The sequence below is a fragment of the Chitinophaga sp. W2I13 genome, assembly GCF_050434005.1.
Lineage (GTDB): Bacteria > Bacteroidota > Bacteroidia > Chitinophagales > Chitinophagaceae > Chitinophaga.
Genome location: NZ_JBNPWD010000001.1, coordinates 6,612,715 through 6,627,918 on the forward strand (window position 1 = coordinate 6,612,715; position 15,204 = coordinate 6,627,918).

Here is a 15,204-nt window from a genome sequence, read left to right on the forward strand (position 1 = left end):
TTGCTTTCATTCTGGTATCATCGGCATATGCTGTTTGAGGAACTTTGTGGTATCAAATAAACAAAGTTATGTGGACAGCAAAAGATAATATGACAGATCAAGCCGGTAAGACGGTGATCGTAACAGGTGCAAATGCCGGAATCGGGTTTGAAACAGCGTTGGCCTTATACATGGCGGGAGCGCACGTGGTTTTGGCCTGTAGAAGTATTGAGAATGCAACGCGTGCCCTTAGACTCATAAAGGAACATAAGGGAACTGGTTCATTGGAAACAGCTTTGCTGGATCTGGCCAACCTCACAGCGGTGAAACAGTTTTCAGAGGAATTTCTGAAGCATCACACGCAGCTTCACGTGCTTATTAATAACGCGGGCGTAATGATTCCGCCGGCCTCTAAAACAGCCGACGGGTTTGAGTTACAGTTTGGTGTCAACTTCATCGGACATTTTGCATTAACAGGCCATCTGTATCCGTTGCTCAAAGCAACGCCTGGCACACGTATTATTACCGTGAGCAGTATGGCGTATCTGAGAGGAGTGATCGATTTTGATAATCTGAAATCCGAGATTTCCTACGATCCGGTGAGAGAATATTCACAAAGCAAGTTAGCAGATATATTGTTCTCGGTAAAATTGCAACGGAGAATTACCGCTGTTGGCGATAAGGTGGTTTCAATAGCGGTACAACCGGGAGCGAATAAAACGGAGTTGGCGCGTCATATGAGTGCAACTGAGTTTTCAGCTGCAAAAGAACGTGTTGGTGAACTGATGGAACCATGGCAAGGCGCTCTGCCGTCGCTATATGCCGCGGTTTCAGATGAAGTAACAGGAGGGGAATTATATGGTCCCGACCGGGACGGCGGATACCGGGGATTTCCAGCGCGTGCTGAAATTTCGCCGAATGGCTTGGATGAGATGGTGGCGAACCGGCTTTGGAGTTTTGCAGAAGAGGCTACAGGTGTTCATTATCCAGGATAGGCGCAACGGATAAGGCAACTTTAAGCAATCGGCAAACTTGCGGGCTTAAGTTTGTCTTATCCATTTGGATCAGATTAAGTTGATAGGTCAGCGAATATAAGGAAGGCCGCAAAATCGATAGGATAGAGAAGATGATTAATTATTAGTTCTTTAAGTCAGTTTATTCTATTTAACATAATATAAATTATAGGATATATTTGAATACACTGAAGCATAAAAGAAAGATGCTAGTCACCCTGGTTATTAGGCAGATTTTAAGGGCTAATTCACTAAAAATGAAGGCGCTGAGAATCGTATATAAGAATCATGTCTGCATATCTGATGGGATTTCGCAATTACAGCCGGTACTGTCACGCACAAAAAACCGTTTGAATAAACGAGTGATCAGTTCACTCCCATTCAAACGGTTTCTATTCTGAAGCAACTAGACGTTATGGCTACGGAATTATCTTTTTACCGCAGTCGCATCTATCTCCACCAACATACCATCCAGTGCAAGCCGCGGAACCGGAATCAGCGTATTTACGGGGAATTTTTTGTCGGGCCAGATACGCAGGGATTCTTCTGTGAGGATTTTGAGTTTCTCTTCATTGTGATCCACAACCAGCGTGGTTAGCTTCACAACATCACTGAGCTTCAAGCCTTGCGATTTAAGCGCTGTATCCAGGTTGCTGAAGGTTTGCTTTAATTGTGTTCGAAAATCATTTAGGAGGCTGCCATCAGCGGTTTCGCCGCCCTGACCGGCAATAAAAACCAAAATATTTCCCGCCGGCACTACCGCGATATGTGAATACGCATTGGGAGCCGGATCGTATAGCCCGGGAGGATTAATGAACGCCGGCATTTTTGTTTCTTTTTCCATGTCAATACTTTTGAAGATAATAAATAAGATACCTGTTAAAGTCAATGCTGCAGCAGCTATCAGGATATTCCTGCGGGGAAATCTACGCATGCTTTTCATTTTATATCCCGCAAAATAAACGGAAATAGCTACGCCAAAACAGGTACAGATCTATGTATCTAAAGCATAACAGTATCAGCCAGGAAGTGTTTCAATAAACTCAATTACTTCACCATCCAATCCATACACGAGGGAATTATACACCGTCATAGGCGGTTCGCCCAAAACAAGCACAGATGGCGGCACACAGCTCGTGGCTCCGGCAGCGATGGCCCCGTGGTAAGCTGCTGTGGCGTTTTTCACGGTAAATGCGAAATGGAGTAAGGCGCCGGCTACCGGTGATTCTCCGCGACGACCCTGAGTTGGGATATTCGCTCCTTTGTCAAATATTTCTACAAAGGAAGATGTTCCGGGAATGAGCAGCAGCGCGCCGTATTCAATATTGAACTCCGGCAAGGTCCAGCTGTGAAACAAACTAAGTCCGAGCGACTCATAAAATTTAATAGTAGCCTTGTAGTCTTTCGCTTGAATGGCAACATGGTGCATGCCTGTGATGTTCGTCATCCGGCAAATTTAAAAGCTGCTGACGTAAGAAGATGGTACTAACAAAATTGTTAGCGCAACTTTTTTACTTCCAGTCGCTGGGCGCCATAAATACCCGTGTGCCCACTGAAATAATAGGCCGTAAAACAAGCCACTGCAAAGTATAAAATGTGGTCGGTGCCAAATAATTCTGCGCCCATTAAGGTACAGGCAATGGGTGTATTGGTGGCGCCTGCGAAAACAGCAATAAAGCCCAGGCCCGCAAACAGGTCAACCGGTGCGTTGAACAGGAGCGCCAGCGTATGGCCCAGGGTAGCGCCTATAAAAAACAGGGGGGTCACCTCCCCTCCTTTGAAACCCATTCCCAGGGTAATGGCCGTGAAAACCAGCTTCCAGAGCCAACTCCAGTCGTTAACTCCACTGCCGGGATCAAATGCAGCCAGTATACTGATAGATTTTCCGTGAACGCCTAATCCCAAATAGTCGGTAGTTCCGGCCACGTAACTCAGTAATATGATTACTACGCCGCCGGCCACAGGAATCATCCAGGGTATTTTAATATAGGCCTTGGCGTTATGCCTGATGTTATGAATGAGTTTGGAGAATAAAAGGCTGCTCAAACCAAAACACACACCACTTGCGATCACTTTCGCCAGCAACCACAGATCCTGGTGAACAAAAGGGAGCCAGTTCATGAAAGGATTGGCCTTATAAAATATATAGTAATGGGTATGTTGAATACCCCATGAGGAGCATACGATATCCGCGAAAACGGCAGCAATCAGGCAGGGTATCAATGCCTCGTAACGCATTACGCCAATGGCCAGTACTTCCAGCGCAAACACGGCGCCCGTAAGTGGCGTGCCAAACACCGCTCCAAATCCAGCCGCAATCCCGGCCATCAGTAAAATTCGTATATCCGGCGCCGATAGCCCCAGCTTTTTACCTATCAGGCCGGCCATACTGCCGCCGATCTGCACCGCTGTTCCTTCCCGCCCGGCAGAGCCGCCGAATAAGTGAGTGATAATCGTGGTGACCAATACCAGCGGCGCCATACGTGCAGGCACACCGCCACCAGGTTGGTGGATCTCTTCCATGATCAGGTTGTTGCCTTTCTCAGCGTCATTTCCACCGATACGATAGAGCCAGTAGATCAGTATACCCGCCAGCGGAAGACCAAAAATCAGCCACTCATGCTCCATACGGAGATCGGTGACTACATCCAGTAGCCAGAGAAACAGGGCTACTAAAGATCCAACTATAATGGCAACAGGTGTTACCAATACGGTCCAGCGCAGCAGTTGGTTAGCCACGGACAATTGTTCCAGCAAAGATTTCGTTTGTTTCATATCCTACAAATAGCAGCGTTATATGGCAGCTTTGCTACCATTATAATATTTGTAGGCGCCATCAGACAGCCCTGGGCTGACGGTTTGGGTCAGGAAGACACCATTTCCTGTTATCTGTCTCTCAAAAATAAGTTTATTCTTTTAATAATCCGGCATAAAATGCCGCACCCCATAAGGCAGCTTTATCATTGCTGACGATATGGATTGGTACACTGGCCAGCAATTCAGCCATGCGGTCGCCCTGCATATAATGATGATAAAACTCACCTGTTTCCAGTAGCGCCGCTATCTTTGGAGGAATTCCCCCGCCCAGGAACAAGCCACCCGTGGCCTTCATTTTCAACACCAGGTTGCATGATTCCCTGGCGAGGTAGCGGACAAACAGCTCCATCGTTTTAATACAAACCGGAATCCGTCCTGCTGCAGCGGCCTTGCTGATTTCAGCCGCCGCGTCGCCGGCGTCCATCGCTGCACGCAGCTCGGTGGGTTCGTCCATGCCTTTTATATCCCGCAGGAACTCGTAGATATCGGTTATACCGGGGCCGCTGATAAGACGCTCCCAACTCACCACATCATATTTTTCCTGGAGATACCGGAGCAATAAAATATCGAGGTCTGTTCTGGGCGCAAAATCAGTGTGGCCTCCCTCTGTGGGGAACGGGTGATGATATTGGCCATCCCAATACAACCCTGCCATACCCAGCCCCGTTCCCGGCGCTATGATGGCCATGTTGCCGTTATGCTCCGATGCGCCCCTGTGCAGGGTGGTAAGCTGCTGCGGCGCCAGCGTGGCTAACCCGTAAGCGGTAGCCTCCAGGTCGTTGATCAAGGCCACAGTATGCACACCCGTGCTCTGCCGGATCTCTTCTTCACTCAGCTCCCGGCTCAGGTTGGTCAGTTCCACTTTTCCCTTCACCACAGGCCCGGCTACGCCTATGCATATACGCTGCGGCGGAGTATCGCTGCATCCACTGAGAAAGTGCTTAATTATCTCTGAAAAATTCTGATAATCACGCGAAGCATATTTTTCCTGCCGGATCAGCTCCAGCTCTCCATTCACGCTGCTGAACAAGGCCAGGTTGGTTTTGGTGCCTCCCAGGTCGCCCGCCAGCAGATAGGTTTTGGTGTCCCCACTGCTTACCGGCTCTATAAAATGAGGAAGGTATTGCTGCTTTTTCAATGTTTGCATCTTTGTGGAACTTTATACTTAAAAATAAGGGTTTCCACCAAGAATACAACAGGAATATGTTTTGTTAATAATTGTCCCGGATATATTATTGGAACAGCTTTTGTTCCAGGGGGATGAACAATTCCGGGAGAAAAATGTAATTCAAACCAAACGTAAGGCCCATATGGAAAGACACACCTATCAGACAGGACTTATTGGCAACTGTGCATTTCTGGCGCATGTAAATAAGGATACAAACATCGATTGGCTTTGCTGGCCCCGCATGGACAGCTCCTTTATTTTCGGCGGACTGCTCGATACGAAGAAAGGCGGCTGCTTCTCCATTTTACCGGAGGCAGATTTTTCTTCCCATCAGTATTACCTGGAAAATACCAATGTGCTGTGTACTGAAATTACCACTACAGAAGGCAGCTACCGCGTTACCGACTTTGCGCCCCGCTTCCTTCAGTATGAACGTTTTTTTAAGCCACTCATGCTGATCCGGAAAGTGGAACCACTGGAAGGCTCTCCCAGGATCCGGGTAACCTGTGAGCCTACCTGCGACTATGGCGCCTCGAAGTTGCGCCCTATGAGAGGCAGCAGTCATATTGAATTTACAGGCTGCGAAGAAAACATCCGCCTCACTACCAACATTGCTGTCAGCTACCTTATCGACGATGAGTTTTTTGTACTCAATGATACGCGGTACCTGATTCTCACTTATGGCCATCCGCTCGAAGCGCCACTGGCCAGTACCGCGGAACGGTTTCTCCGGGAAACTATTTCCTACTGGAGAACATGGATCAAGCATTCTTCCATTGCCAATTACTTCCAGCCTTATGTGATCCGCTCTGCTTTAGCACTGAAAATACACCAGTATGAAGATACCGGCGCCATCATCGCAGCCAGCACCACCAGCTTACCCGAGTTTCCTGAAAGCGGGCGTAACTGGGACTATCGCTATTGCTGGATGCGCGATACCTATTATATTATCACTGCCTTGAACCACATTGGTCATTTTGAAGAAATGGAAAGGTACTTCGGTTACATCACCGATATTTCTTTCTCCGGTGATTTCCGCTATCAGCCACTGTATGGAATTACGGGACAAAAGACCCTGTCGGAAACCATCCTGCCACACCTTGATGGTTACATGGGAAATAAACCGGTGCGCATCGGCAACCAGGCTTTTGAGCACATCCAGAATGATATATATGGACAGGTGCTTATTTCCATGCTTCCATTATATACTGACCACCGTTTTATTTTTTCAGAAAGAAAGGATTCTGACCGGTGGATTGAACTGCTGCTGAAGAAGATAGAAAAAACGATTGATGAGAAAGATGCAGGTATCTGGGAGTTCAGGAACATGGCTAACGTTCACTGCTACACGAACCTGTTCCAGTGGGCCGGCTGCGCAGCCGCTGAAAAAATGGCCCGCACCATTGGCAATCAATCCCTGCTGGATAAGGCCATTGAGCTGAAAAACCGCGCTGCAGCCCATATTGAAAGCTGTTACGACCCGGTAAGAAAAGTATACACCAACGCCGCCGGAAGCCAGCACCTCGATGCCAGCACCCTTCAGCTGATCATGATGAATTACCTGGATCCTGCCTCTGAACGGGCACGCGATCATCTCATCGCATTGGAAAAGGAATTGAAAACACCGGAAGGATTGTTTTACCGTTACCGTCACTCCGATGATTTTGGTAAACCCAAAACCACTTTCCTCGTATGTGCGTTCTGGTATGTGGAAGCACTTGCCTGCGTTGGCCGGCTGGAAGATGCGCAGCGGGAATTTGCCAAGCTACTGCAATATTCTAATCACCTGTTGCTTTTCAGTGAAGATGTGGAATCTGCCACCGGCAGCCAGTGGGGGAATTTCCCGCAGGCTTACAGTCATGTGGGATTGATGAATGCCGCCTACCGGATTGCCATGAAACTGGATACCCCCATTTTTCTATAGTTTGATTTTACATAAAAATAAAGGAGGGGAGTTTGTGCTCCCCTCCTTTCATTATTTACACGCTTTCCCTGTTGCGTAATGTTCTCAGCAAATGCCGCACTTCATGATAACTTCGTAAGTAGTACTGTGCAGCAGATACCTGGCTGCCTACTTTCACCGTGATGGCTTTATTCGGAAGCGCTTTAAAGATGTCTTCATCTGTTACATCATCGCCCATGGCCATAATGAAGTCGTATTTTTTATGATTCAGCCAGCTCAGGGCGGCTTTACCTTTATTTATTTCGATATTTTTTACCTCTATTACTTTGTCGCCGGGCAATACCTGCAATCCTTTCTCCACTGTAAAGTAGCGCAGGGTATTCATCAGTTCATTGGCGCGTAATTCGCCGAGGCCGGATTCCACTTTGCGGTAATGCCATACCAGGGAGAAACTTTTTTCTTCGATGAAGGAACCGGGTGTACGGTCGGTAGCCAGTTCCATGATAGGCAGCAGTTCCTTTTTCCATTTGTCAGTGAGGCCGGGCAGCTGGTACCACTCCCCTGCTTTCGTTTTTTGCCAGGCGCCATGTTCTGCAATGAGATCGAGGTTGAGATGACCGAACCACTCTCCCAGTGTATCGTGGTTCCTGCCGCTGATCATTACCAGGTCGTTGCCGGGTATGGCTGCCAGTTCCCGCAGTAGCTGGTACAGATCAGGATCAGGAGATGCCATGTCGATATTGGGCTGGAAGCCCACCAATGTACCGTCGTAGTCGAGGAAGATGATCCGTTTTTTACTGTTGAAATATTGTTGCCGGATGAGTACCGCTGTTTCCTGGTTTACGCGGCGGGCCAGCATATTCTGCTGCATCTCATTTACTTCCTGCAGGCGGGTCATGAATAGTTTTACCCAGTGGCTGATATTGAACTTGGCAACCACGGTGCGCATTTGTTTCATGCGGCGTTGCTGTTCCGCGAGTGGCATGTTCAGCGCGTCTACGATAGCGCGGGTGATGGCGCCAATGTTATTTGGATTGACGATGATGGCATCTATTAATTCTTTAGATGCCCCCGCCATTTCGCTCAGAATCAATACACCATCGTCGTTATTACGGCTGGCTACATATTCCTTGCTAACGAGGTTCATCCCATCACGCATAGGTGTTACGAGACAGATGTCTGCAAAATTATAGAGGGCTGATAGTGTTTCCAGCGGAAATGAACGGTAGAAGTATTGGATAGGATGCCAGGCCAGCGTACGGAAACGGGCATTAATATTTCCTACCTGTTTATCTATTTCATCGCGCAGTTCTTTGTACTGGGGCACCTGGTCGCGGGAAGGCACCACAATCATATACAACACCACCTTGCCGATATATTCAGGATGGAGTTGCAGCAGCAGTTCAAAAGCCTGGAGCCGTTGCAGGATTCCTTTGCTGTAGTCCAGCCGGTCGATGGAGAGCACGAGCCGGTCGTTGTGAAAGTTTTCTTTCAGGTTTTTTACCTGCTGCAGTACTTCGGGGTCATTGCCCATTTCTGCATACTTGTTATAATCGATCCCCATTGGAAATGTTTCCACTACAATGGCGCGGTCGTTATAAGACACCACGTTGGCGGTGGTGGTCACTGGCAGGATGCGGCTGGCGGCATTCAGGAAGTGGCGGGTATCATCAAAAGTATGGAACCCCATCAGATCGGCGCCCAGCATCCCTTCCAGGATCTCGGCCCTCCATGGGATAAGGCGGAATAATTCGAAGGAAGGAAATGGGATGTGCTGGAAGAAGCCGATGGAGATCTCCGGCATCTCTGCGCGGATCATTCCGGGCAGCAGCAGCAATTGGTAGTCATGAATCCAGATGGTGTCTCCGGGTTCTGCTACTTTCATAATAATATCCCTGAATTTTTTATTAACCTGGTAATAAGCGTCCCAATAGGATTGTTCATAGTGGGCATAAACAGCCATATAGTGGAAAACCGGCCACAGTGTTTCATTAGAAAAGCCTTCGTAGAAGTTGTTGATTTCATCCTGTGTCAGGTATACCGGCATCAGGTTCATCTTACGCAACTTTTTTGTTACTTTCTCCTGTTCCTTCTGGTCTGTGATTTCCTGTCCCGGCCAGCCTATCCAGATATTATTTCCTTCGCGGTAGATGGAGCCCAGGCCTGTTGCCAGGCCCCCTTCGCTGGGTTGAAGGGAGTAATCCCCCTCTGTTTCCGAAATCTTTACTGGCAGCCTGTTCGATACAATAATGGTCTTTCGCATAGTCAGTTTATATAATCTATTATCTAATTACATTCAATTGGAATAGCACCCAACAAAACAAAAAATGCACCCAAAAGAGCGGAACCTACATATATAAATAAATACAATGCTGCTACAATGGCTATGGTTCATCAACAGGGTTTATCCGGAGCGGATAAGGGCTACACCTGTATATGTGTGAAAATGCAAGATAAACATTATCAGGGGGAAAAGGAAGTAGAAATATCTCTACTACCCTATTTTGACTTACGGCCCAGCGTCATCAATACTACACCGCAGATAACGATAGTAGCGGAAATGCCTACCAGCGAAGTAATGGCTTCGTTACCAATAGCCCATCCCAGGAACAAGGCCACAATGGGGTTAATATAAGCATAAGTAGCCGTTAGCCGCGGCGGCGCATTTTTCGATAACCAGCTGTAAGAAGTATACCCCACCAGTGACCCGATCAATACCAGGTAAAGATAAGCCTGCCAGGCTTCCGCAGTCATCAGAGGCAGGGTAGCAAGTCCGCCGGGTTCCAGCACAAAACTCATCAGCAGGGAAAATACGCCGCCGGCCAGCATCTGGATAGCGGTGCTGGTAATTTGTGTAGGCATCGGGAGCCGCTGTACCAGCAGCGTTCCAACCGCCCAGGCAATATTGCCCGCCACGATTACAATCACCGGCCATAAAGGAAACTGTCGTGCTTCGTGATGAACAAACGGGTTAAACAACAGGAACAGGCCAATAAACCCTACTACAATCCCCAGCATAGTCATGGCGGAAGGGCGTTGTTTGCTGAAAAAGACCCAATCCATACCCATGATCCAGGCGGGCATGGCAGCTACTATCAGCGCCACAATGCCGGAAGGCATATGGTGTACGGCCAGGGCTACCGTGGTGTTGCCGATACCAATAAGCAGCACGCCTACAAAACAGGCAGAGATAAGCTCTCTGCGCCCCGGCCGGGTTTTCTCCCGCAGGCAACCTACCAGCAGCAGGATCCCTCCTGCTACCAGGAAACGCATCGACGACAACAGAAATGGCGGCACTACTTTCGTCGCTATCTTCATCCCGAGGTAAGTGGACCCCCAGATGATGTATACTGCCAACAGGCAAAAGATCATTTTGGAGGATAATACGCCTGTCTTTTTGTTCATGGTTTCTTTCTTTTGGTACGCTGATAGTTCCGGGTTACTTTACTGACATCACCGCAAGTGCTCATGCTGCACCATTTGCGGGAGCCGTTGCGGCTTTTGTCCAGGAAAAGCCATCCGCAGGCGGGACACTCTTTTACTTCCGCCGGCTTGCCGGAGGTATACAATTCCACTGCCGATTTTACCAGCCACCAATATACCTGCTCCAGTGCAGGGGCGTTAAACTGCAAAGAGCCCGCGCCTGCCTGCCAACTGATTTCTATATTGCCGTACGCCTCCCCGATATAAGTATTGAACTGCATACTGTCGGCCGCAGCAGGTTGCTTCCTGGCAATACCTGCCATAAATAACCGGTGCAGCAACTCCCTTAAAACAATGCTTTTCTCAAAAACCATGGTCGCCTTTTGCGGATAATCCTTCGCCAACCGTTCCAGGGTATGGATAATTTTGGGAGATAAGGCACGGGTGTGAGCGTACCATTTCAACAACTCTTTGAAGCCGTTGAGATAGTCGTGCGATATTACTTTCTTACGGTTGTCGATCGTATTCACAAAATCGAGACACAGGATGCCACCGTCGAGCCGGAGTGATGTAATGGATTTGGAGGATGCCATGAGCGGATTTTGTCTTTCCCAGGATTAAACTGATTACGCTGATTACGCTGATTTTTTTTGTTTTTTTTTGGATGCTACTGCGAAGATAAATCTTATTATTAACCAGTAAAAGTTATTTTACCGGTTAATTAAAAAGAGGGTTAAATGAGGGTGTTTGTCTGATTGAGACAACGCTTTAATGCGAAAGTGTTATATTAATGATTATCAATTTGTTATAAAGTAAAAAGCAGCTTCAGAAGAAGCTGCTTTTTACTTTATAATGATGGTATTTTAATATGCGGTAATTAATAGCGGGCAGTATTTTTGCCAGATGACCTAATAAGTTACATTATTTATTTGATATATACTTCAATAATTGCATTAGTAGGCCTTCTGGGTGCGAGGAAACTGTCAACCTGGTGGTAATGTTGCTTCAGTTCTCCCCTCAATGCAAAGGGGTAAAAGTTGTTCAGGTTGGGCGCATATTCATATATTACCAGGTCGTAATGACGGTCTCTTACCTTTTGGGTGAAGGTGGCAAGTTGCCTGTTGAACATCCCTACTCCCAGGTGATACCATAACGGGTAATCGGGACCGGTTTCCAGTTTATAAGGCATTGCGGCGGCCAGCGGAGTCAGCTCGGACATGTTCAGTACTTTAATATCCCCTCTCTTTTCGGCTACGACCGGCAGCGCCATAATCTTTTCCATTCCCTTTACCGTGGAAGCGGGCATGTATATTTTGCGGAACGGACGGAGATTTGAGAAAACCCAGGACGACACCGGCACATCGGTGGTATCGTTATTCAGCATAAAGTTATGCCGGTTTACTACATTCTCATGACCGGGCGTTCCCATTGCCACAGTTTCCTGTGCCGGAAATAAACGGTCGGTGAAACGGCCTATGTATTTCCACCAGGTACCAGACCACCAGAAAAGCACCAGGAAGGTGGCCCCTAACAACGGACGGAACGAGTTGATATTTATCTTCCCTAAATCCAATAAATAAGAAGCGATAAAGGCAAACGCGAAACTGTGGAAGAAGATATTGTTATCCGGCGGGGTGTAGCTTGTTACCTGGAAAATGGCGGCTTCGCCCAATATACCCAGTGTAAGCAAAGCAAACAGTACTTCCCGGCGCTGCTGTAACCAGGAGCCCCATGCTTTCACTTTCGCCACAAGGCACAGCACTACCAGCACCACATATGCCTTGATCCAGTTGGAGCTGCCGAATATTTCGTCTGTGAAGTCGTTGAAGGCCAGTCGGGAGCTGTGTGGCGGCTGCCCGTGGTTAAACCAGTATCCGAATCCCGGCATCAGCGGCAGGATCATGATGGCGGCAATCAAAGCAAACATACCGGCAAAGATGGGCAGGTCCAACCAGCGGCGTGTCTGGAAACTATTATAGGCCAGGAACAGGAGGCTCAACATAAACGCCATTCCACCGCCATCCTGTTTGGTGAAAACGGACAGGAAGATAAAGAAGGCAGCACCGAACATCAAGAGGTAACTACGTAAACGGCTATCCGAAAAGAAGGACCGGAACAGGAAGCTCAGTCCCACCAGTTCAAATACAATCACCGTATGATTATACCAGGGCCAGAAATTAAAGAAGGAGTAGGACAACACAAATACCAGCACAGACAGTAACCTGACACCGGGTTGCACGCCCATACTTTTCATGATGGACCTGAAAGCAAAGCCGGCCATGATATTCAGGAGCACCTGCGCCTTTACAAGGGAAATGAGTTCAGGTCCGAATAGTTTAAAGAAGATGGCCGGGAAGATCCAGAAGCCGTAACCAAGTGGCGATCCGAAATCCCTGAAAGGAATTTGTCCGGATGATATCCGGTAAGCTCCTTCCCAGGATAGAAAAATATTAACGCGGTACGGGAATGTTACAAATAACGGCACCAGGGCGAGTGCGATAATAATAATGCTTTCGGCAATGGCCGGGCGACGGCCGTTCAGTGAAAATTTTGGCATAGTAGATTGGGATTCGCTGTAATTGCTGACTATTCAGTAATATGAATGGCTGCAAAAGTAATTGAATAAATTGTAAATTAGCCCCATCTAACTACCAAACAACTCCAGGTTCCGTGAAATTTTTAAAGCTGCTGAGACCCAAACACTGGGTAAAGAATGCCTTCCTGTTTATTCCCCTGTTCTTTGCGGGAGAGATCTTTAATACTGATAAACTGCTTGATGTCCTGGTGGGTTTCTTCGCCTTCAGCTTTATTGCCAGCAGTATTTATATACTGAACGACTACCGCGACATTGAGGCTGACCGCCTGCATCCGGTAAAGTGTATGCGTCCGCTGGCGTCGGGAGCCATCAGCCGGTCGGCCGCAATAGCGCTTTTTATCATCTGCGTTTTCGCCGGGTATGCGCTGGCCGTTATGGTGGGAGAAAAGTTTGTTTTTGTGCTGAGTATTTACTTTGTGCTAAACATCCTGTATTGCCTTGGCTTAAAGAACATTTCTATCCTTGATATTATCATTGTGTCAACCGGATTTGTGCTGCGGGTTAAATCCGGCGGTGTAGCCGCCAAGGTGGCGTTGTCGGAGTGGCTGGTGATTATGGTGTTCCTGTTGTCGCTGTTTATGGCCATTGCCAAACGGCGGGACGACATCCTGATCAAACTCGATTCCGGGAAAGACATGCGCAAGGCGGTGCGGGGTTACAACATGGATTTCCTGAACGTGATGCTGGCGCTTGTTTCTGCTGTTATCATCGTTGCCTACCTGATGTATACCATTTCTCCTGAAACCCAGGCCAGGTTCCATACTTACCGGCTTTATTACACCACCCTGTTTGTAATTGGCGGATTATTACGATATTTGCAAATAACCTACGTACAGAACAGTACTGGTTCTCCAACCAAAATCCTATATAAAGACCGTTTTATTCAATTAACCATCCTCCTGTGGGTCCTGAGTTTTTATGTATTAATTTATTTACCGACAGATAAAACTTTTTTTGAATAATGCAAAAACGGTTAGCCAACTGGGGGAACTTCCCTGCTGTTGACAGCGACGAAAATGCTTTTACCCAGGAAGATGAACTTCGCAAATACGTAGTGGCTAATAGCCACATGATTGCGCGGGGCAATGGCCGCTGTTATGGCGATGCCTCCCTGGGAAAGCACAGCATATCCATGCTGAAATACGATAAGATGCTTTCCTTTGACACCGCCAACGGGATCATGGATGTACAGGCAGGCGTAACGCTGGACCAGATACTGGATATTATTGTTCCCAAAGGATGGTTCTTACCGGTAACCCCTGGTACTAAATATATTACCGTAGGCGGAGCAGTGGCTTCTGATGTACACGGAAAGAACCACCACGTAGACGGCGCCTTTTCCGGTCACATCATTGATATGGATATACTCACCGCCAACGGTGAAACCATTTGCTGTTCCGCCACCCAACACGAAGATCTTTTCTGGGCTACCTGTGGCGGCATGGGTCTTACCGGCGTAATCACGCGGGTGAAATTCGGCCTTAAAAAAGTGGCTACTGCCTATATACGCCAAACACAACTGAAGGCGAAAAACCTGGAAGAAGTGATCCGGCTGTTTGATGAATATAAGCACTATACTTACTCCATGGCGTGGATCGATTGCCTCCAGAAAGGCGATTCTTTTGGCCGGAGTATCCTGATTGTAGGCGAACATGCCACTCCGGAAGAACTCAGCGCGGAGCAACAGAAAGCCCCCCTCACCCTTCCGGCTAAACGAAAACTCACGCTCCCGTTCAACCTTCCTTCCTTTGTACTGAACACTTTTACCGTAAAGGCGTTTAACTGGTTATACTACGGGAAGAATTATAAGAAGGTGATGCACAAGGTAATCCCTTATGAACCCTTCTTTTATCCGCTGGACGCCATCCTTCACTGGAACCGCGGGTATGGCAAGGCAGGCTTTGTACAATACCAGTTTGTAGTATCCCTGGAACAGAAAGATGGCCTGGTGGCTATCCTGCAACGGATCAGCGATAAAGGCTGGGGTTCGTTTCTCGCGGTACTAAAGGTATTCGGTAAACAAGACAGCCTTATTTCCTTCCCGATGGAGGGGTACACCCTGGCGCTGGACTTCCCCATCCGCAAAGGATTATTTGAATTCCTGGATGAGCTGGATGAAATTGTACTGCAATACGGCGGTCGTTTGTACCTGTCGAAGGATGCGCGGATGAAGCAGGAAATTTTCTGGAACAGCTATCCTAATGCCGGCAGGTTTGCCGAAATTGTAAAACAATATAACAACAACGCGCGTTTTGAATCCCTGCAATCGGAGCGTTTATTATTGACAAAATAGTTTACCCTGATT

Annotated in this window: 12 protein-coding genes and 1 riboswitch; of the genes, 4 read left to right on the forward strand and 8 right to left on the reverse strand. The window is 47.8% G+C overall.

The window, feature by feature from the left end; translation table 11 throughout:
* Positions 1-68: 68 nt before the first annotated feature.
* Positions 69-974 carry an oxidoreductase gene (locus QFZ48_RS27120; protein ID WP_429064647.1) on the forward strand — a complete coding sequence of 302 codons (906 nt, stop codon included), beginning with the start codon at positions 69-71 and terminating at the stop codon, positions 972-974.
* Between the two features lie 445 nt (positions 975-1,419).
* Here QFZ48_RS27120 and QFZ48_RS27125 read toward each other — a convergent pair whose 3' ends face one another.
* The 4 genes from QFZ48_RS27125 to glk all read right to left on the reverse strand — a co-directional run bounded on the left by QFZ48_RS27125 (position 1,420) and on the right by glk (position 4,956).
* Positions 1,420-1,926: a RidA family protein gene (locus QFZ48_RS27125; protein WP_429064648.1), complete on the reverse strand. Its 507-nt coding sequence runs from the start codon at positions 1,924-1,926 to the stop codon at positions 1,420-1,422.
* An 84-nt stretch (positions 1,927-2,010) separates the two neighbouring features.
* Positions 2,011-2,439, reverse strand: a complete 429-nt coding sequence (locus QFZ48_RS27130; RefSeq protein WP_429047954.1) for a VOC family protein — start codon at positions 2,437-2,439, stop codon at positions 2,011-2,013.
* A gap of 50 nt (positions 2,440-2,489) precedes the next feature.
* A complete protein-coding gene (locus QFZ48_RS27135; protein ID WP_429047952.1) occupies positions 2,490-3,767 on the reverse strand; it encodes a voltage-gated chloride channel family protein in 1,278 nt (425 codons plus the stop codon).
* Between the two features lie 45 nt (positions 3,768-3,812).
* Positions 3,813-3,884, reverse strand: a riboswitch (Fluoride riboswitch).
* Positions 3,885-3,900: 16 nt separating this feature from the next.
* Positions 3,901-4,956 (reverse strand): glucokinase, encoded by a 1,056-nt coding sequence (glk, locus tag QFZ48_RS27140; RefSeq protein WP_429064650.1) that lies wholly within the window; start codon positions 4,954-4,956, stop codon positions 3,901-3,903.
* 100 nt (positions 4,957-5,056) lie between these two features.
* Between glk and QFZ48_RS27145 the strand changes: the two genes are divergently transcribed.
* Positions 5,057-6,901, forward strand: coding sequence for a glycoside hydrolase family 15 protein (locus tag QFZ48_RS27145; protein ID WP_429065565.1), 1,845 nt, complete (start codon positions 5,057-5,059; stop codon positions 6,899-6,901).
* Positions 6,902-6,956: 55 nt separating this feature from the next.
* Here QFZ48_RS27145 and QFZ48_RS27150 read toward each other — a convergent pair whose 3' ends face one another.
* The 4 genes from QFZ48_RS27150 to QFZ48_RS27165 all read right to left on the reverse strand — a co-directional run bounded on the left by QFZ48_RS27150 (position 6,957) and on the right by QFZ48_RS27165 (position 12,860).
* Positions 6,957-9,143, reverse strand: coding sequence for a bifunctional alpha,alpha-trehalose-phosphate synthase (UDP-forming)/trehalose-phosphatase (locus QFZ48_RS27150; RefSeq protein ID WP_370913048.1), 2,187 nt, complete (start codon positions 9,141-9,143; stop codon positions 6,957-6,959).
* A gap of 236 nt (positions 9,144-9,379) precedes the next feature.
* Complete coding sequence (locus QFZ48_RS27155) at positions 9,380-10,285, reverse strand: EamA family transporter (protein WP_429064652.1); 906 nt, start codon at positions 10,283-10,285, stop codon at positions 9,380-9,382.
* Positions 10,282-10,896, reverse strand: coding sequence for a CGNR zinc finger domain-containing protein (locus QFZ48_RS27160; RefSeq protein WP_429047947.1), 615 nt, complete (start codon positions 10,894-10,896; stop codon positions 10,282-10,284). The genes QFZ48_RS27155 and QFZ48_RS27160 overlap by 4 nt, the downstream gene beginning before the upstream one ends.
* Before the next feature lie 332 nt (positions 10,897-11,228).
* A complete protein-coding gene (locus QFZ48_RS27165) occupies positions 11,229-12,860 on the reverse strand; it encodes a hypothetical protein (RefSeq protein ID WP_429047946.1) in 1,632 nt (543 codons plus the stop codon).
* Positions 12,861-12,973: 113 nt separating this feature from the next.
* Here QFZ48_RS27165 and QFZ48_RS27170 point away from each other — a divergent pair, with 113 nt between their 5' ends.
* Positions 12,974-13,861, forward strand: coding sequence for a decaprenyl-phosphate phosphoribosyltransferase (locus tag QFZ48_RS27170; RefSeq protein ID WP_429064654.1), 888 nt, complete (start codon positions 12,974-12,976; stop codon positions 13,859-13,861).
* Positions 13,861-15,192 carry an FAD-binding oxidoreductase gene (locus tag QFZ48_RS27175; protein ID WP_429064656.1) on the forward strand — a complete coding sequence of 444 codons (1,332 nt, stop codon included), beginning with the start codon at positions 13,861-13,863 and terminating at the stop codon, positions 15,190-15,192. Before QFZ48_RS27170 ends, QFZ48_RS27175 begins: the two co-directional genes overlap by 1 nt.
* The last annotated feature ends 12 nt before the right edge of the window (positions 15,193-15,204 follow it).